Origin of the sequence: Streptomyces sp. NRRL F-5126 (assembly GCF_000721265.1) — a bacterium.
In the GTDB taxonomy this organism is placed as follows: Bacteria; Actinomycetota; Actinomycetes; order Streptomycetales; family Streptomycetaceae; genus Streptomyces.
In genome coordinates this window covers 105,571-124,055 of sequence record NZ_JOFZ01000012.1, presented here as the reverse complement: position 1 = coordinate 124,055, position 18,485 = coordinate 105,571, and the positions used below count along the sequence as shown (strand labels likewise).

At 72.1% G+C, this 18,485-nt stretch carries 15 protein-coding genes; 12 read left to right on the top strand and 3 right to left on the bottom strand.

Annotated features, from left to right (window positions below; genetic code table 11):
• The first annotated feature begins 31 nt into the window (after positions 1-31).
• The 10 genes from uvrC to pgi all read left to right on the top strand — a co-directional run bounded on the left by uvrC (position 32) and on the right by pgi (position 11,774).
• On the top strand, positions 32-2,695 hold the full coding sequence (gene uvrC, locus IH48_RS35255) for an excinuclease ABC subunit UvrC (protein WP_078850020.1): 2,664 nt from the start codon (positions 32-34) through the stop codon (positions 2,693-2,695).
• Positions 2,688-3,728 carry an RNase adapter RapZ gene (gene rapZ, locus IH48_RS0125395; protein ID WP_199810001.1) on the top strand — a complete coding sequence of 347 codons (1,041 nt, stop codon included), beginning with the start codon at positions 2,688-2,690 and terminating at the stop codon, positions 3,726-3,728. The genes uvrC and rapZ overlap by 8 nt, the downstream gene beginning before the upstream one ends.
• On the top strand, positions 3,725-4,759 hold the full coding sequence (locus IH48_RS0125390) for a gluconeogenesis factor YvcK family protein (RefSeq protein WP_030909145.1): 1,035 nt from the start codon (positions 3,725-3,727) through the stop codon (positions 4,757-4,759). Before rapZ ends, IH48_RS0125390 begins: the two co-directional genes overlap by 4 nt.
• Positions 4,750-5,739, top strand: a complete 990-nt coding sequence (gene whiA / locus IH48_RS0125385; protein WP_030909142.1) for a DNA-binding protein WhiA — start codon at positions 4,750-4,752, stop codon at positions 5,737-5,739. Before IH48_RS0125390 ends, whiA begins: the two co-directional genes overlap by 10 nt.
• 159 nt (positions 5,740-5,898) lie before the next feature.
• Positions 5,899-6,903, top strand: coding sequence for a type I glyceraldehyde-3-phosphate dehydrogenase (gap, locus tag IH48_RS0125380; protein ID WP_030909139.1), 1,005 nt, complete (start codon positions 5,899-5,901; stop codon positions 6,901-6,903).
• Between the two features lie 98 nt (positions 6,904-7,001).
• Positions 7,002-8,219 (top strand): phosphoglycerate kinase, encoded by a 1,218-nt coding sequence (locus tag IH48_RS0125375; RefSeq protein ID WP_030909136.1) that lies wholly within the window; start codon positions 7,002-7,004, stop codon positions 8,217-8,219.
• Between the two features lie 46 nt (positions 8,220-8,265).
• Positions 8,266-9,021 carry a triose-phosphate isomerase gene (tpiA, locus tag IH48_RS0125370; protein WP_030909133.1) on the top strand — a complete coding sequence of 252 codons (756 nt, stop codon included), beginning with the start codon at positions 8,266-8,268 and terminating at the stop codon, positions 9,019-9,021.
• 177 nt (positions 9,022-9,198) lie between these two features.
• On the top strand, positions 9,199-9,435 hold the full coding sequence (secG, locus tag IH48_RS0125365; RefSeq protein ID WP_030909130.1) for a preprotein translocase subunit SecG: 237 nt from the start codon (positions 9,199-9,201) through the stop codon (positions 9,433-9,435).
• 195 nt (positions 9,436-9,630) lie between these two features.
• Positions 9,631-9,966, top strand: coding sequence for an RNA polymerase-binding protein RbpA (locus IH48_RS0125360; RefSeq protein WP_003976875.1), 336 nt, complete (start codon positions 9,631-9,633; stop codon positions 9,964-9,966).
• Positions 9,967-10,112: 146 nt separating this feature from the next.
• Entirely contained in the window at positions 10,113-11,774 is a 1,662-nt protein-coding gene (gene pgi, locus IH48_RS0125355; RefSeq protein WP_030909124.1) for a glucose-6-phosphate isomerase, read from the top strand.
• Positions 11,775-11,838: 64 nt separating this feature from the next.
• On the opposite strand, the gene IH48_RS0125350 is transcribed toward pgi, so the two are convergent.
• The 3 genes from IH48_RS0125350 to IH48_RS0125335 all read right to left on the bottom strand — a co-directional run bounded on the left by IH48_RS0125350 (position 11,839) and on the right by IH48_RS0125335 (position 14,926).
• On the bottom strand, positions 11,839-12,906 hold the full coding sequence (locus IH48_RS0125350; protein ID WP_030910583.1) for an amidohydrolase: 1,068 nt from the start codon (positions 12,904-12,906) through the stop codon (positions 11,839-11,841).
• Between the two features lie 85 nt (positions 12,907-12,991).
• Positions 12,992-13,315 carry a hypothetical protein gene (locus IH48_RS0125345; protein ID WP_030909122.1) on the bottom strand — a complete coding sequence of 108 codons (324 nt, stop codon included), beginning with the start codon at positions 13,313-13,315 and terminating at the stop codon, positions 12,992-12,994.
• A gap of 663 nt (positions 13,316-13,978) precedes the next feature.
• Positions 13,979-14,926: a heme o synthase gene (locus IH48_RS0125335; protein WP_030909119.1), complete on the bottom strand. Its 948-nt coding sequence runs from the start codon at positions 14,924-14,926 to the stop codon at positions 13,979-13,981.
• A gap of 315 nt (positions 14,927-15,241) precedes the next feature.
• Between IH48_RS0125335 and tkt the strand changes: the two genes are divergently transcribed.
• Both tkt and tal read left to right on the top strand, forming a co-directional pair.
• The gene (tkt, locus tag IH48_RS0125330; RefSeq protein WP_030909116.1) at positions 15,242-17,329 is read left to right on the top strand and encodes a transketolase; all 2,088 of its coding nucleotides are present in this window, start codon (positions 15,242-15,244) and stop codon (positions 17,327-17,329) included.
• Between the two features lie 33 nt (positions 17,330-17,362).
• A complete protein-coding gene (gene tal / locus IH48_RS0125325) occupies positions 17,363-18,481 on the top strand; it encodes a transaldolase (RefSeq protein ID WP_030909113.1) in 1,119 nt (372 codons plus the stop codon).
• Positions 18,482-18,485 lie beyond the last annotated feature (4 nt).

Here is an 18,485-nt window from a genome sequence, read left to right as displayed (position 1 = left end):
AGCGCCGGTCGCCGCAAGTAGGGTTGGGCCCATGGCCGACCCGTCCAGCTACCGCCCCAAGCCGGGGGAGATCCCCGACTCGCCGGGCGTCTACAAGTTCCGCGACGACCACCGCCGGGTGATCTACGTCGGCAAGGCGAAGAGCCTGCGCCAGCGGCTCGCCAACTACTTCCAGGACCTGTCGGGCCTGCACCCGCGTACCCGGACGATGGTGACCACGGCCTCGTCCGTGGAGTGGACGGTCGTCTCCACCGAGGTCGAGGCGCTCCAGCTCGAGTACTCGTGGATCAAGGAGTTCGATCCGCGCTTCAACGTCAAGTACCGCGACGACAAGAGCTACCCGTACCTCGCGGTCACCCTGAACGAGCAGTTCCCGCGCGTCCAGGTGATGCGCGGCGCCAAGCGCAAGGGCGTGCGCTACTTCGGCCCCTACGGCCACGCCTGGGCGATCCGCGAGACCGTCGACCTGATGCTGCGCGTCTTCCCCGTGCGCACCTGCTCCGCCGGGGTGTTCAAGAACGCGGCCCGCACCGGCCGCCCCTGCCTCCTCGGCTACATCGGCAAGTGCTCGGCCCCCTGCGTCGGCCGCATCTCGCCCGAGGACCACCACGAACTGGCCGAGGAGTTCTGCGACTTCGTGGCGGGCCGCACCGGCACCTACCTGCGCCGCCTCGAACGGCAGATGGCCCAGGCCGCCGAGGACATGGAGTACGAGCGCGCCGCGCGTCTGCGCGACGACATAGGCGCGCTGCGCCGCGCCATGGAGAAGAACGCGGTCGTGCTCACCGACGCCACGGACGCCGACCTGATCGCCGTCGCCGAGGACGAGCTGGAGGCGGCCGTCCAGATCTTCCACGTGCGCGGCGGACGCGTGCGCGGGCAGCGCGGCTGGGTCACCGACAAGGTCGAGGCGGTCGGCACGGGCGAGCTCGTCGGGCACGCGCTCCAGCAGCTCTACGGCGAGGAGCGCGGCGACGCGGTGCCCAAGGAGGTCCTGGTGCCCGCGCTGCCGGGTGACGAGGAGGAGACGGCAGCGGTCACGCAGTGGCTCAGCGAACGCCGCGGCTCGCACGTCTCGCTGCGGGTTCCGCAGCGAGGCGACAAGAAGGACCTGATGGCGACGGTCGGGCGCAACGCCCAGCAGGCCCTCGCCCTGCACAAGACCAAGCGGGCGAGCGACCTCACCACGCGCTCGCGGGCCCTGGAGGAGATCGCGCAGGCGCTCGGCCTCGACAGTGCGCCGCTGCGCATCGAGTGCTTCGACATCTCGCACTTCCAGGGCGACGACGTCGTGGCGTCGATGGTCGTCTTCGAGGACGGTCTCGCGCGCAAGAGCGAGTACCGCAGGTTCCAGATCAAGGGCTTCGAGGGCCAGGACGACGTCCGGTCCATGCACGAGGTGATCACGCGGCGCTTCCGCCGCTACCTGGTGGAGAAGGAGAAGACGGGCGAGTGGCCCGCGGCGGAGCCCGCGGCCGCCCCGGACGCCTCCGCTCCCGCCCCGGCCGGGCTCCCCGGACCACCGGACACGGCCGTCGCGGGCCGGGACGTCGGTGCCGGCACGGCCACGCACACGGACACGGCCGGTGCCGGGGCGCCCGCCGAACCCGCGCCGGAGTCGTACGCCGCCCGGCGGGGTCCCGGCACGGCCGCAGGGGCGCACGCGGCGCTGCCCGATGCACCCGACGCGGCCCCTGCCGCGCTGCCAGGGCCGCCGGAGGCGGCCGGTGCCGGGGCCCTGGCCGAAGGCTCCCCGGGCAGGCAGGCGCCCGCCGAGCCTGCGCCGGACTCGTACGCCGCCGAGCGGGGCGCCGGTCCGGCCGACGACGGCTCGGCGGCCGGGGTGCCATCGGATCCGGCGGTATCCGGCGGGAACGACGCGTCACCGATCGCCCAGGGCGGGGGCGACGCGCGCGGCCGGGAGGCCGTCGCGTGCAGGGACGCCGCTGCCGGCACGGCCGCACACGCGGACACGGCCGTGCCCCAGGACGCGGCAGCGCTGCCCGAAGCGCCGGATGCGGCTCCTGCCGCGCTGCCCGGGCCGCCGGCGGAAGGCGGCCCGGCGGCTCCCGGCGGGGAGGTGCCGGCCGGCCGGCGCGTGGCGGACGCCCCCGCGGACGGCGCGGACGCGGACGTGCGGGCGTTCACCGACGACGACGGGCGCCCCAAGCGGTTCGCGTACCCGCCGCAGCTCCTCGTCGTCGACGGCGGCCAACCGCAGGTGGCCGCCGCCAAGCGGGCCCTCGACGAGCTGGGCGTCGACGACGCCGCCGTCTGCGGCCTCGCCAAGCGTCTCGAAGAGGTCTGGCTGCCCGGCGACGACGACCCCGTCGTCCTGCCGCGCTCCAGCGAGGGCCTCTACCTGCTCCAGCGGGTACGCGACGAGGCGCACCGCTTCGCCATCACCTACCAGCGCGCCAAGCGCGCCAAGCGGATGAAGTCGGGACCGCTGGACGACGTGCCGGGACTCGGCGACGCGCGCAAGCGGATACTCATCAAGCACTTCGGCTCCGTGAAGAGGCTGCGGCAGGCCACGATCGAGCAGATCTGCGAGGTGCCGGGCTTTGGACGGAAGACGGCCGAGTCCGTCGCGGTGGCCCTCGCCAGGACGGCTCCGGCCGCACCCGCCGTGAACACGGCCACAGGAGAGATCATCGAAGACGACCGGGACGGCGGGAACGGCGGGAATGACTGAGAACGACCGGGACGACCGGCGCAGCGAGCACGAAGGCGGCGGGCCAGACGTGAGCGGGCCAGACGTGAGCGGGCCAGACGTGAGCACGGGCAGCGGGCAGGCAGGCGGCGGGAACGGCGCGGGGGCCCCGCGCGAGCCGGACGGGCACGACCCTGGCGGCGGCGCCGAGCCCGGCACGCCCGAGCTCGTGATCATCTCGGGCATGTCGGGCGCGGGACGCAGCACGGCCGCCAAGTGCCTTGAGGACCTCGGCTGGTTCGTCGTGGACAACCTGCCGCCCGCGCTGATCCCCACGATGGTCGAGCTCGGCGCGCGCTCCCAGGGCAACGTGGCGCGCATCGCCGTGGTGGTCGACGTGCGCGGCCGCCGCTTCTTCGACAACCTCCGCGAGTCCCTCGCCGACCTCGACGCCAAGGGCGTCACGCGCAGGATCGTCTTCCTCGAGTCGTCGGACGAGGCGCTGGTGCGCCGGTTCGAGTCCGTGCGCAGGCCGCACCCGCTGCAGGGCGACGGCCGCACGCTCGACGGCATCGTCGCCGAGCGCGACCTGCTGCGCGAGCTGCGCGGCGACGCCGACCTCGTGATCGACACGTCCAGCCTGAACGTGCACGAGCTGCGCGCCAAGCTCGGCGCCGGGTTCGCCGGCGAGGAGGAGCCCGAGCTGCGGGCCACCGTCATGTCCTTCGGCTACAAGTACGGCCTCCCGGTCGACGCCGACCTCGTGGCGGACTGCCGCTTCCTGCCCAACCCGCACTGGGTGCCCGAGCTGCGGCCGTACACCGGCCTCAACGACGAGGTCGCCAACTACGTCTTCCACCAGCCGGGCGCCAAGGAGTTCCTCGACCGCTACACCGAGCTGCTGGAACTGGTCGCCTCGGGCTACCGCCGGGAGGGCAAGCGCTACGTGACCATCGCCATCGGCTGCACGGGCGGCAAGCACCGCTCCGTCGCCATGTCGGAACGCCTCGCCGCGCGCCTCGCCGACGCCGGCATCGAGACGGTCACCGTCCACCGAGACCTGGGGCGCGAGTGACCGGCCGCACGTTCAGGATGCGCCGCCTGCGCACCGGCGGCCCCGCCCCCGCCGCGCGCGGCCGCGGCACCCAGCCCAAGGTCGTCGCCCTCGGCGGCGGCCACGGCCTGTCCGCCTCGCTCGCCTCGCTGCGCCGGATCACGGGCGACCTCACCGCCGTCGTCACCGTCGCCGACGACGGCGGTTCGAGCGGCAGGCTCCGCGAGGAGCTCGGCGTGCTGCCACCCGGCGACCTGCGCAAGGCGCTCGCCGCGCTGTGCGGCGACGACGACTGGGGCCAGACCTGGTCCCGAGTCATCCAGCACCGCTTCCAGTCCCAGGGCGACCTGCACGACCACGCGGTCGGCAACCTGCTGATCGTCGCCCTGTGGGAGCAGCTCGGCGACCACGTCGCCGCGCTCGACCTCGTCGGCAAGCTGCTCGGCGCGCACGGCCGCGTCCTGCCCATGTCGGCGGTGCCGCTCGAACTGCAGGCCCTCGTCAAGGGGCACGAGCCGACGCGCCCGGACGACGTCGAGACCGTAAGAGGCCAGGCGACCGTCGCGCTGACGCGCGGCGAGGTGCAGTCCGTGCACCTCGTACCGGCCGATCCGCCGGCCGTTCCCGAGGCCGTGCAGGCCGTCCTGGACGCCGACTGGGTGGTTCTGGGCCCCGGATCCTGGTTCTCCTCGGTCATACCCCACCTCCTCGTGCCCGAGCTGCTGACTGCCCTGGTGGAGACCAGGGCGAGACGGGTCCTCTCGCTGAACCTCGCCCCCCAGCCGGGCGAAACAGAGGGGTTCTCCCCGCAGCGTCATTTGGAGGTTTTGGCGCGACACGCCCCTAAACTCGCCCTCGACGTGGTGCTGGCCGACCGTGCCGCCGTGCCCGACAGCGACTCACTCGCCGATGCCGCGAAACGCTTCGGCGCCGCCGTCGAGCTGGCCCCGGTCGCCGCGCGCGACAGTTCCGCGACGCACGACCCGGAGCTGCTGGCCGCCGCGTACGACCGTATTTTTCGCATGCACGGAAGGATCGGCCCATGGCGATGACGCCAGCGGTGAAGGACGAGATCGCCCGGCTGCCCGTCACCCGCACGTGCTGCAGGAAGGCCGAGGTCTCGGCGATCCTGCGGTTCGCGGGCGGGCTGCACCTGGTCAGCGGCCGCATCGTGATCGAGGCGGAGCTCGACACCAGCATCGCGGCACGGCGCCTGCGCAAGGACATCCTGGAGATCTTCGGCCACAACTCCGAGCTGATCGTGATGGCGCCGGGCGGCCTGCGCCGCGGCAGCCGCTACGTCGTACGGGTGATCACGGGCGGCGATCAGCTGGCCCGCCAGACCGGCCTCGTCGACGGCAGGGGCCGCCCCATCCGCGGCCTTCCGCCGCAGGTCGTCTCGGGGGCGACGTGCGACGCGGAGGCGGCATGGCGCGGAGCGTTCCTCGCGCACGGCTCGCTGACCGAGCCGGGCCGCTCCTCCTCGCTGGAGGTCACCTGCCCGGGGCCCGAGGCCGCGCTCGCCCTGGTCGGCGCGGCGCGCAGGCTCCAGATCCCGTCGAAGGCGCGCGAGGTGCGCGGCGTCGACCGGGTGGTCGTGCGCGACGGTGACGCGATTGGCGCGCTGCTGACGCGCCTGGGCGCGCACGAGTCCGTGCTGGCCTGGGAGGAGCGGCGGATGCGCCGCGAGGTACGCGCCACGGCGAACCGCCTCGCCAACTTCGACGACGCCAACCTGCGCCGCTCGGCGCGTGCGGCCGTCGCCGCCGGCGCCCGGGTCCAGCGCGCGCTGGAGATCCTCGCCGAGGACGTGCCCGAGCACCTGGCGGCAGCGGGCCGCCTGCGCATGGAGCACAAGCAGGCGTCGCTGGAGGAGCTGGGCGCGCTGGCCGACCCGCCGCTGACGAAGGACGCGGTCGCGGGCCGCATCAGGCGGCTGCTCGCGATGGCGGACAAGCGGGCGCAGGACCTCGGGATCCCCGGCACGGAGTCCACGCTGAGCGACGAGATGGCGGACGGCCTGGCGGTCTGAGCGGCGCGCGGGGGCCGGTCGGGGGCCCGGCCCGCCCCCGACCCCCTCTGATGTCACGGCCAGGAGCACGGGGCGGTAGGGTCGTACGTGGTCGGGGACATCCCAAATACAGCTCGCCGGGCGTCACGGCGCACGGCGTACCAACGAGGAGATCGGTTCGTGACGATCCGCGTAGGCATCAACGGCTTTGGCCGTATCGGCCGCAACTACTTCCGCGCGCTGCTCGAGCAGGGTGCGGACATCGAGATCGTGGCTGTCAACGACCTGGGCGACACCGCGACCACGGCCCACCTGCTGAAGTACGACACCATCCTCGGCCGTCTCAAGGCCGAGGTGAGCCACACCGCCGACACGATCACCGTCGACGGGCACACCATCAAGGTGCTGGCCGAGCGCAACCCCGCCGACATCCCGTGGGGCGACCTCGGCGTCGACATCGTCGTCGAGTCGACGGGCATCTTCACGAAGAAGGCCGACGCCGAGAAGCACATCGCCGGCGGCGCCAAGAAGGTCCTCATCTCGGCTCCGGCCAAGGACGAGGACATCACCATCGTGATGGGCGTCAACCAGGACAAGTACGACGCGGCCAAGCACCACGTCATCTCCAACGCCTCCTGCACCACCAACTGCGTGGCGCCGATGGCGAAGGTGCTCCTGGAGAACTTCGGCATCGTCAAGGGCCTGATGACGACGGTGCACGCGTACACGAACGACCAGCGCATCCAGGACTTCCCGCACAAGGACCTGCGCAGGGCCCGTGCCGCCGCCGAGAACATCATCCCGACCACCACCGGTGCCGCCAAGGCCACCGCGCTGGTCATCCCCGAGCTGCAGGGCAAGCTCGACGGCATCGCCATGCGCGTGCCGGTGCCCACGGGCTCCGTCACCGACCTCGTGGTCGAGCTGGAGCGCGAGGTCACCAAGGAAGAGGTCAACGCCGCCTTCCAGAAGGCCGCCGAGGGCGAGCTCAAGGGCTACGTCTCGTACACCGAGGACCCGATCGTCTCCTCGGACATCGTGAACTGGCCGGCCTCCTGCACCTTCGACTCGTCCCTGACGATGACCCAGGGCAAGAGCGTGAAGGTCATCGGCTGGTACGACAACGAGTGGGGCTACTCCAACCGCCTCGTCGACCTGACCGTCTTCGTCGGCAACCAGCTCTGATCTCAGCGGCATGAGTCCAGGGCCCGGCCCGCGCGTCGTCGCGGTGCCCGGGCCCTGCGGCCTGTCGGCTGCCTGCTGCTTCTAGGAGTCCAGTACTGATGAAGACGATCGACGAACTACTGGCCGACGGCGACGGCGTGCGCGGCAAGCGCGTATTCGTCCGTGCCGACCTCAACGTGCCGCTGTCCGGCACCACCATCACCGACGACGGACGCATCCGCGCCGTCCAGCCGACGATCGCCCGCCTCGCCCAGGCCGGCGCGCGCGTGATCGTCGCCTCGCACCTGGGCCGCCCCAAGGGGGCCCCGGAGCCCGCGTTCTCACTCGCGCCCGCCGCCGCACGCCTCGGTGAACTCCTGGGGCAGAAGGTGGCGTTCGCGACCGACACCGTCGGCGAGTCCGCGCGGTCCGTCGTCGGCGCGCTCGGGGACGGCGACGTCGCCGTACTGGAGAACCTGCGCTTCAACCCGGGCGAGACCGCCAAGGACGACGCCGAGCGCGGCGCCTTCGCCGACCGGCTCGCCGAACTCGCGGACGTGTACGTCGGCGACGGCTTCGGCGCCGTGCACCGCAAGCACGCCTCCGTCTACGACCTGCCGGCCCGCCTGCCGCACGCCGCTGGCGGCCTCATCGCCACCGAGGTCGGCGTCCTGAAGAAGCTCACCGAGGACGTCAGCCGCCCCTACGTCGTCGTGCTCGGCGGGGCGAAGGTCTCCGACAAGCTCGGCGTCATCGACCACCTGCTGGAGAAGGCCGACCGCATCCTCATCGGCGGCGGCATGGCCTTCACCTTCCTCAAGGCCAAGGGGTACGAGGTCGGCTCGTCCCTCCTCCAGGAGGACCAGATCCCCGTGGTGCGGGAGTACCTCAGGCGGGCCGACGAGCGCGGCGTGGAGTTCGTACTCCCCGTCGACCTCAAGGTGGCCGCCGAGTTCCCCGACCTGAAGGCCAAGGCGCCCACGCACCCCGAGACGGTCCCCGCCGACGCCATGCCCGCAGGGAAGATGGGCCTGGACAACGGCCCGGAGACCTGCGCGCTGTACGCGGCCAAGCTGGCCGACGCGGCAACCGTCTTCTGGAACGGCCCGATGGGCGTCTTCGAACACCCCGACTTCGCCGAGGGCACCAGGGCCGTCGCCCAGGGCCTGATCGACTCGTCCGCCTTCACCGTCGTCGGCGGCGGCGACTCCGCGGCCGCCGTGCGCACCCTGGGGTTCGACGAGTCGGCGTTCGGCCACATCTCGACCGGCGGCGGCGCGAGCCTCGAATACCTCGAGGGCAAGACGCTGCCCGGCCTCGCCGCACTGGAGGACTGACCCACCCATGACCGCAACACCCGAAAACGCCGGCCGCACCCCGCTCATGGCGGGCAACTGGAAGATGAACCTCAACCACCTGGAGGCCATCGGCCAGGTGCAGAAGCTCGCCTTCGGCCTGAACGACAAGGACTTCGCCGCCGTCGAGGTCGCCGTGCTGCCGCCGTTCACCGACCTGAGGTCCGTGCAGACCCTCATCGACGGCGACAAGCTGAAGATCAGGTACGGGGCCCAGGACATCTCCGCGCACGACTCCGGCGCCTACACGGGCGAGATCTCCGGGCCCATGCTCGCCAAGCTCAAGTGCACGTACGTGGTCGTCGGCCACTCCGAGCGCCGCCAGTACCACGGCGAGAGCGACGAGACGTGCAACGCCAAGGTCAAGGCCGCGTACCGGCACGGCCTGACGCCGATCCTGTGCGTCGGTGAACCCGAGCCCGTGCGCGACGAGGGCCGTCACGTCGCCCACACGCTCGCCCAGGTCGAGGGCGGCCTGAAGGACATCACGGCCGAGCAGGCCGAGACGCTCGTCATCGCCTACGAGCCGGTCTGGGCCATCGGCACGGGCAAGACGTGCGGCGCCGACGACGCCCAGGAGGTGTGCGGCGCGATCCGCGGCAAGATCGCGGAGCTGTACACGCAGGACGTCGCCGACAAGGTGCGCATCCAGTACGGCGGCTCCGTGAAGTCCGGGAACGTCGCCGGGATCATGGCGAAGCCCGACATCGACGGCGCGCTCGTCGGCGGCGCTTCGCTCGACACGGACGAGTACGTCAAGATCGTGCGCTTCCGCGACCAGTGAGTGTGCGGTAGCACGGATCCGTCGTACCCTTGCGGGGGCCGGCCAGGGCGCGGAGCGCCACGGCGGGCCCCCGCAGTACGTCGCGCGTGACGCGCTCGTCGCCTTCCGTGACGATCGCGCCGCCCGCACCTTTGCCAGTCCCGTCAATTCCGCCGGTCCGAGGAAGTTGGTTCAGCCGTGGTTCTGGGGTTCTCGATCGCCCTCATCGTCTTCAGCCTGCTGCTGATGCTGCTGGTGCTGATGCACAAGGGCAAGGGCGGCGGCCTCTCCGACATGTTCGGTGGCGGCATGCAGTCGTCCGTGGGCGGCTCCTCGGTCGCCGAGCGCAACCTCGACCGCATCACCGTGCTCGTGGCCTTGCTGTGGCTCGCCTGCATCATCACGCTCGGCCTGGTCATCAAGCTGAAAGGCTGATCCGGGGCGGGTCCCCACTCCCGGACGCGGCCTATCATGAGGATCCGCGCCCGGAACAGGGGGTAACTCCCGTAACCGGACGCGCGTTGGGCCTTCCGTAGACTGGGGCGCCCCGTGGCGCCCGGTCACCGGGGCGCTCGGCGGCGGCGCTGCCGTTCGATGCTTTGCGGCACCATCACGCAGGGAGTTACGACCGTGGCAAGTGGCAACGCGATCCGGGGGAGCCGGGTCGGAGCGGGGCCGATGGGCGAGGCCGAGCGCGGCGAGTCCGCGCCCCGCCTGCGCATCTCCTTCTGGTGCTCCAACGGGCACGAGACGCAGCCGAGCTTCGCCAGTGACGCGCAGGTTCCGGAGACGTGGGACTGCCCGCGCTGCGGCTTCCCCGCGGGCCAGGACCGGGACAACCCGCCGGACCCGCCGCGCACCGAGCCGTACAAGACGCACCTCGCGTACGTGCGTGAGCGGCGCAGCGACGCGGACGGCGAGGCGATCCTCGCCGAGGCCCTGGCGAAGCTGCGCGGCGAGATCTGAGCCCGCGAGGCCACCGGACCGGCCGGCCGCCCCCACCGGGTGGCCGGCCGCTCGCGTACGTGCCCGCCGGTCCCTCGGCCGCAGCCCTGATCAATTAGGTTGGGGTGCGAGCAGGGACAGATACAGGCACGGGAAGAAGTGGGCTGATGTCCGACAACAACGCAACCGGCCGCACGAGGCTCGACAAGCTGCCCGAGTGGGCCGCGCTCGGCAAGCACCGCGAACAGCTCGACGGCACCCATCTGCGTGATCTGTTCGCGGCGCAGCCGGACCGCGGCACGCGGTACACCGCGCGCGTGGGCGATCTCCACCTCGACTACTCCAAGCACGTGGTGACCGACGAGACGCTCGTGCTGTTGCGCGACCTCGCCAGGGCCACCGGCGTCGCAGAACTGCGTGACGCGATGTTCCGCGGCGAGAAGATCAACACCACCGAGGACCGCGCCGTCCTGCACGTCGCGCTGCGCGCCCCGCGCGACGCGGTCATCGAGGTCGACGGGGAGAACGTCGTGCCGGGCGTGCACGCGGTCCTCGACAAGATGGCCGACTTCTCCGAGCGCGTCAGGTCCGGCGCGTGGACGGGCCACACCGGCCGCCCCATCAAGAACATCGTCAACATCGGCATCGGCGGCTCCGACCTCGGCCCCGCCATGGCCTACGAGGTCCTGAAGACCTTCGCGCGGCGCGACCTGACCGTGCGCTTCGTGTCCAACGTCGACGGCGCCGACCTGTACGAGGCCGTGCGCGACCTGGACGCCGCCGAGACGCTGTTCATCATCGCCTCCAAGACGTTCACCACCGTCGAGACGATCACCAACGCCACGTCGGCGCGCGAGTGGCTGCTCGGCGAGCTCGGCGCGGGCCAGGAGGCGGTGGCCAAGCACTTCGTGGCGCTGTCCACCAACGCGGAGAAGGTCTCCGGCTTCGGCATCGACACCGCCAACATGTTCGAGTTCTGGGACTGGGTCGGCGGCCGCTACTCGTACGACTCGGCCATCGGCCTCTCGCTGATGATCGCGATCGGCCCCGACGCCTTCCGCGAGATGCTGGACGGCTTCCACACGGTCGACGAGCACTTCAGGACCGCGCCGCCCGAGTCCAACGTGCCGCTGCTGCTCGGCCTGCTCGGCATCTGGTACGGCTCCTTCTTCGACGCCCAGTCGCACGCCGTCCTGCCCTACAGCCACTATCTGTCGAAGTTCACCGCATACCTCCAGCAGCTGGAGATGGAGTCCAACGGCAAGTCCGTGGGACGCGACGGCAAGCCCGTCGAGTGGCAGACGGGCCCCGTCGTGTGGGGCACGCCGGGCACCAACGGCCAGCACGCGTACTACCAGCTCATCCACCAGGGCACCAAGGTCATCCCCGCGGACTTCATCGGCTTCGCCCGGCCCTCGGGGGAGCTGCCGGCGGGCCTCGCCGCCCAGCACGACCTGCTGATGGCCAACTTCTTCGCGCAGACCCAGGCGCTCGCGTTCGGCAAGACGCCCGATGAGGTCCGTGCGGAGGGCGTGGCCGAGGAGCTCGTCCCGCACAAGACGTTCCGCGGCAACCACCCGACGTCGACGGTGCTCGCCCCGGACCTGACGCCGTCGGTGCTCGGCCAGCTCGTCGCGCTGTACGAGCACAAGGTCTTCGTCCAGGGCGCGGTGTGGAACATCGACTCGTTCGACCAGTGGGGCGTCGAGCTCGGCAAGGTGCTGGCGAAGAGCATCGAGCCCGTGCTGACCGGTGAGAAGCCGGCCGACGGGCTCGACTCGTCCACGGGCGCGCTCGTCGCCGAGTACCGGGAGATGCGCGGCCGTTGAGCCGCTGACCGGGGGGACGGGCACGTGCCCGTCCCGATGGCCCGTCCCCCTCGGTCCCCTCCCGCTACAGCTCGTACACCCGGTGGGCGTTCTCCGACGCGATCAGGGACGCCACCCGCTGGGCGTCAGCAGGCGACCAGGCGCCGTCCGCCACCCAGCCGCCCAGGACGCGCCCCAGCGCCTCCGTGAACACCCGCGCGCCCACCACGTGCAGCTCGGGCAGGCCCCTGGCGCCGCTGGAGAACAGCAGCTTGCCGAACGGCGCGATCTCCAGGACCTCCGCGAGCAGCGCCGCCGCTCGCGCGCCGGTGCGCGCGAGCGCGGGGCCGAGGTCCGCGTACACGTGCGGGAAGGCGGCCGTCAGCCGCGCGGCCTCGCGGTGGCGCGGATAGCTGCCGAGCAGCACCACGTCCACGCCGTGGCCGCAGGTCGCCTCGGCGAACCCCGCCAGGGCGTGCGGGTCCGCCCCCGCCACGTGCAGTTGCAGGGGCCGGCCCGTCGCCACGGCCGTCCACAGCAGGTGCCGCAGCAGCACCGGATCGCAGAGCGGGGCGCCCGCCGCGCGCGCCGTCAGCCACCGCGCGGCCGCCTCGTGCGCCTCGCGGGCGGTCGGTGGCCGCGCCAGGCCGGCGGCGGGCAGCGCGGCGCAGGCGAACGCCACCGCCGAGGGCGCGGCCGCGCCGACCCACTCGGCCAGGTTGGCCAGCAGCGCGCCGGCCGAGCCCGAGGTGTCCGCGACCTGCCGCGCCAGCAGATCGAGCCGCACGATCTCCCGGGCCCGCGCGCCGCCCGCGTACGCCAGCTCCTGGGGGCCCGTCAGGTCGCCCGGCAGGCCCGTGTCGACGAGGTACGTGGTGACGCCCGTGCCACGCAGCAGCAGCCGCGCGGCGGCCGATACGCCGAGCTCGCGCCGGCGCGCGAGATAGCGGGCGGGGGCGCAGTGCGGTTCGAGTCCGAGCAGCGGCGGGCACCAGCGCCGCACCGCGAAGCCCGTCTGCGTGTCGAAGAACGTCGTACCGGGAGCGGGCGGCCCCCCGGCGTCCGTGAGCTGCGCCTCGAAGGTGCCGAGGCCCAGCTCGGCGCGGAGCACGCCGTGGCAGTACTGGTCGACCAGGGACGGTGTTTCGATCATCGGGAATCCCGTCGTGGACGGTGTCGGACGTTCCTCACCGTCCTTAACGGGATTCCCGCGATCCGGTGGCGGGCGGCGGGCTTTCTCAGGCCGCGCCGCGCCCGCCGAGCTGGATGCCGGCCATGCGCTTCCACTCGTACGGCCCAGTCGCCATCTTCGCGGCGAGCTCGCCGTCGAGGGCCTCCTGGAGCTCGAGCCCCGCGCGCTCGGCGGCGCTGCGGGCGATCGCCTCCGTGGGCGCCACCAGGTCGCCCCAGCCGCCGTCCTCGCCGACGAGCACGATGCGCGTGCCCCGCTGCCCGAGGTACGCGAGCTGGCCGCGCGCGCCGCCGTGGCGTGCGCGGAACGCGCCGATCTGCTTGGCCACCCTGGCCGCGGTCCGCGCGGCCTTCGCCTCCCGCCGCCGCACCCGCGCGTCCGCCGCGGCGTCACCGGCCGCGGCCGTGTCGCCCCGCGCGGAGGTGGCCGCCCCCTCCGCCTCGGCGGGCGAAGTGTCGCGCTCGGAGCGCTTGGCGGACCCCGCGGGCCCCTTGGCCTCGTCGCCCGCTGCGGGACCGGCGGACTTGCCGGCCGGGGTGGTCGCGTCGGTGCCGGTGGCCCGGGTGGGCGCGGGCGACTCCTTCGCCGCCTCGGCGGGCGCGGGCGATGCCGCGCGTTCGGCGGACGGGCCGGGCCTGCCGGTTTCCGCCGTGGCGGGCTGCTTGGCCTCGTCCCCCTCCGGGGGCTTGCCCGCCTCGTCGGGCTTGCCGCTGGATGCCACCGCTCCGGCGGCCTCGGCGGGGCGGACGCCTCCGGCCTCCGCGGCGGACTCGGCGTCGTCGGCCTCACCGGGTTCGGTGGGCGCACCGTCCTCGCCGGCGGGCTCCTCGGGCGTGGTGGGTGCGGCGCTCGCCGCCGGTGCGGCGGACTCAGGGTGGTCGTCGCGGCGCTCCGCGCCGCCCTCGCTCTCTGCCATGTCCGCAGGCTACCCATCGGTAGCGCGAACGGCACCGTCGTGGCCGCGTGGCCTTGGCCACGCGATCACCGGGCCCGGGCGCGGCGGCGCGCGCTCTCGCGCGGCCGCCCGGGTCGCTCAGTGCAGGAAGGGGTCCACGGCCACCGCGACGAACAGCAGCGACACGTACGTGATGGACCAGTGGAACAGGCGCATCTCCTTGAGCTTCGCGCCCACGACGCCGGCCTTGGCGCGCGCCTGGAGCTTGTGCGCCTCCGCCAGCCACCACGCACCGGACAGCGCCGCGACGGCCGTGTAGAACCAGCCGGTGTAGCCGAGCGGGGTGAGGGTCAGCGACACCAGCACCATCACCCAGCTGTACACGACGATCTGCTTCGCGACGGCCTTGTTGGTGGCGACGGCGGGCAGCATCGGCACGCCCACGCGCTCGTAGTCGTTCTTCACCTTCATCATCAGCACCCACGTGTGGGGCGGCGTCCAGAAGAAGATGACGAGGAAGAGGACGACGGCGGCCCACGACACCGAGCCGGTGACGCTCGACCATCCGATCAGGACCGGCAGGCAGCCCGCGATACCGCCCCACACGACGTTCTGCGACGTACGCCGCTTGAGGCCCATCGTGTAGACGAGGACGTAGAAGAGCAGGGCCCCCAACGCCATCGCCGCGGACAGCCAGTTGATCAGCAGGCCGAACCAGAGCGTCGACACGACACCGAGCACGACGCCGAACACCAGGGCCTCGCGCGGGGAGACCATCCCCGTCACGATCGGCCGCTGCGACGTCCTGTCCATCATCGCGTCGATGTCGCGGTCGATGTACATGTTGAGCGCGTTGGCGCCGCCCGCTGAGAGGTAACCGCCGATACAGGTGGTGAGGACCAGCCACAGGTCGGGCACGCCCTGGGCCGCCAGGAACATCACCGGAACGGTGGTGATGAGCAGCAACTCGATGATCCGCGGCTTCGTCAGCGCCACGAACGCCTTGACGCGCGCTCCGAACGGCCGGCGGGCCCTCGGGCTCGAAGTCGCGGCAACCCCTGCGGGTCGGGACTCGACGGCCGTCACGTACACCCCTGACAGAGAAATCCCAGCAAGCCCCGGGCCTGGTCGAAGCCCCGGTGAAGACTTGCGCGTACCACGCCACTCTAGACGTTGCCCAGAGGCCGATCTTCGCGGGGGTGTGTCGTGTTCGCACCGGCGCGGCGCCCGTGTCCGGTCCACCGGGAGGCGTACTCCCACGCCAGGCCGCACCCTGGAAATGCGGGGGAATGCCGGGGAGCGCGGCCGCGTGCCCGCAACGGCCGTGACGGTAGGCTCGACATCGATCCGGTGTCCGCGGGACACCGGCCCGCGACATGTGGAGAGGAGCCCTGACTCAGGGTGAGCACCAAGCCGACCACCACAGACTTCGAGTGGACAGAGCTGGACCAGAGGGCGGTCGACACCGCCCGAGTCCTGGCAGCGGATGCCGTGCAGAAGGTCGGCAACGGCCATCCCGGTACGGCGATGAGCCTGGCCCCCGCCGCGTACACCCTCTTCCAGAAGGTGATGCGCCACGACCCCGCCGACGCGGACTGGACCGGCCGCGACCGGTTCGTCCTCTCCGCGGGACACACGTCCCTGACGTTGTACATCCAGCTCTACCTGGCGGGCTTCGGGCTCGAGCTGGCGGACATCGAGGCGCTGCGCACCTGGGGCTCCAAGACCCCTGGGCACCCGGAGTACGGCCACACCGTCGGCGTGGAGACCACGACGGGGCCGCTCGGGCAGGGCGTCGCCAACGCGGTCGGCATGGCGATGGCCTCGCGTTACGAGCGCGGCCTGTTCGACCCGGACGCCGCGCCGGGCCAGTCCCCGTTCGACCACTACGTCTTCGCCATCGCCGGCGACGGCTGCCTCGAAGAGGGCATCTCGGCCGAGGCGTCCTCCCTCGCGGGCCACCAGAAGCTCGGCAACCTCGTGCTGCTGTGGGACGACAACCACATCTCGATCGAGGGCGACACCGAGACGGCGATCAGCGAGGACACGCTGAAGCGGTACGAGGCGTACGGCTGGCACGTCCAGCGCGTGCAGCCGAAGGCCGACGGCGACCTGGACCCGCACGCCCTGTACGCGGCGATCCAGGAGGCCAAGGCCGTCACCGACCGGCCGTCCTTCATCGCCATGCGCTCGATCATCGGCTGGCCGGCGCCGCACGCGCAGAACACCGGCGCGGCGCACGGCTCCGCGCTCGGCGCCGACGAGGTCGCCGCGACGAAGACCGTCCTCGGCTTCGACCCGGAGAAGAACTTCTTCGTCGCGGACGAGGTCGTGGCTCACACGCGCAAGGCGCTCGACCGCGGCCGCGAGGTCAGGGCCGAGTGGGAGAAGTCGTTCGCCGCCTGGCGCACCGCGAGCCCCGAGCACGCCGCCACCTTCGACCGGGTCGCCTCCACGGTGCTTCCCGAGGGCTGGGAGGACGCGCTGCCCGTCTTCGAGACCGGCACGTCCCTCGCGACGCGCGCCGCGTCCGGCAAGGTCCTGCAGGCGCTCGGCCCGATCATCCCCGAGCTGTGGGGCGGCTCCGCGGACCTCGCGGGCTCCAACAACACGACGTTCGACAAGAACTCGTCGTTCCTGCCCGTCGGCAACCCGCTGCCCGGGGCGGACCCGTACGGCCGCACCATCCACTTCGGCATCCGCGAGCACGCGATGGCCGCGACGATGAACGGCATCACCCTGCACGGCAACACCCGTGTCTACGGCGGTACGTTCCTCATCTTCTCCGACTACATGCGCAACGCGGTGCGCCTGTCGGCGCTGATGCACCTCCCGGTCACGTACGTGTGGACGCACGACTCGATCGGCGTCGGCGAGGACGGCCCGACACACCAGCCCGTCGAGCAGCTCGCTTCGCTGCGCGCCATCCCGAACCTCGCCGTGGTGCGGCCCGCCGACCCGAACGAGACCGTCATCGCCTGGCGGGAGATCCTGCGCCGCTACACCAAGGAGTACGGCAAGGGCCACCCGCACGGCCTCGCGCTCACCCGCCAGGGCGTGCCGACGTACGCGCCGAACGAGGACACAGCGCGCGGCGGCTACGTGCTCGCCGACGCCGAGGGCGGCGCCCCGCAGGTCGTCCTCATCGGCACCGGCTCCGAGGTTCAGCTCGCCGTCGAGGCGCGCGAGCGGCTCCAGGCCGAGGGCGTCCCGACGCGTGTCGTCTCGATGCCGTGCGTCGAGTGGTTCGAGGAGCAGGACCAGGGGTACCGGGAGACGGTGCTGCCCCCGTCCGTGAAGGCGCGGGTGGCGGTCGAGGCCGGTGTGGGCCTGACCTGGTACCGGTACGTGGGCGACGCGGGCCGGGTCGTCTCGATCGAGCACTTCGGTGCCTCCGCGGACGGCAAGGTCCTCTTCCGCGAGTTCGGCTTCACCGCCGAGGCGGTCGCTGCCGCGGCGCGGGAATCCCTCGACGCCTCCGCACGCTGACGCCTGTAACGACAAGTAGGAGATGGAACTGACATGACAGACGCACTGAAGCGCCTCTCCGACGAAGGCGTGGCGATCTGGCTCGACGACCTGTCGCGCAAGCGGATCACCTCGGGCAACCTGGCCGAGCTGATCGACGAGCAGCACGTGGTGGGCGTCACGACGAACCCCTCGATCTTCCAGAAGGCGATCTCCCAGGGCGACGGCTACGACGCCCAGCTCACCGAGCTCGCCGCGCGGAAGGTCACCGTCGAGGAAGCCGTCCGCATGATCACGACGGCCGACGTCCGGGACGCCGCCGACATCCTGCGCCCGACCTTCGACGCGACGGACGGCACGGACGGGCGGGTCTCGATCGAGGTGGACCCGCGCCTGGCGCACAACACCACCGCGACGATCGCCGAGGCCAAGCAGCTCGCGTGGCTCGTGGACCGGCCGAACACGCTGATCAAGATCCCGGCGACCGAGGCGGGCCTGCCGGCGATCGCCGAGACGATCGGCCGCGGCATCAGCGTCAACGTGACCCTGATCTTCTCGCTGGAGCGCTACCGCGCGGTGATGGACGCGTACCTGAGCGGCCTGGAGAAGGCGGCCAAGGCCGGCCTCGACCTCTCCAAGATCCACTCGGTGGCGTCCTTCTTCGTCTCGCGCGTCGACACCGAGGTCGACAAGCGCCTCGACGCGCTGGGCACCGACGAGGCCAAGGCCGCACGCGGCAAGGCCGCCGTGGCCAACGCGCGCCTCGCCTACGAGGAGTACGAGAAGGTCGTCGCGAGCGACCGCTGGGCCGCGCTCGAGCGGCAGCACGCGAACAGGCAGCGCCCGCTGTGGGCGTCCACAGGCGTCAAGAACAAGGCGTACAAGGACACCCTGTACGTCGACGATCTGATCGCGCCCAACACCGTCAACACCATGCCGGAGGCGACGCTGTTCGCCGTCCAGGACCACGGTGAGGGCAAGGGCGACGCCGTGCGCGGCACCTACGAGCAGGCACGCGCGGACCTCGCCGTCCTGGAGAAGCTGGGCGTCTCCTACGACGACGTGGTCCAGCTGCTGGAGGACGAGGGCGTCGAGAAGTTCGCGGTTGCCTGGAACGACCTGCTGAAGTCGACCGAGGCGGAGCTGCAGCGCCTCGCCCCCTCGGAGGGCTGATCGC

Coding starts and splice junctions, on each gene's coding strand:
- tal (WP_030909113.1), top strand. CDS start 17,363: ATGACAGACGCACTGAAGCGCCTCTCCGACGAAGGCGTGGCGATCTGG.
- whiA (WP_030909142.1), top strand. CDS start 4,750: ATGGCGATGACGCCAGCGGTGAAGGACGAGATCGCCCGGCTGCCCGTC.
- rapZ (WP_199810001.1), top strand. CDS start 2,688: ATGACTGAGAACGACCGGGACGACCGGCGCAGCGAGCACGAAGGCGGC.
- uvrC (WP_078850020.1), top strand. CDS start 32: ATGGCCGACCCGTCCAGCTACCGCCCCAAGCCGGGGGAGATCCCCGAC.
- pgi (WP_030909124.1), top strand. CDS start 10,113: ATGTCCGACAACAACGCAACCGGCCGCACGAGGCTCGACAAGCTGCCC.
- IH48_RS0125375 (WP_030909136.1), top strand. CDS start 7,002: ATGAAGACGATCGACGAACTACTGGCCGACGGCGACGGCGTGCGCGGC.
- IH48_RS0125350 (WP_030910583.1), bottom strand. CDS start 12,906: ATGATCGAAACACCGTCCCTGGTCGACCAGTACTGCCACGGCGTGCTC.
- tpiA (WP_030909133.1), top strand. CDS start 8,266: ATGGCGGGCAACTGGAAGATGAACCTCAACCACCTGGAGGCCATCGGC.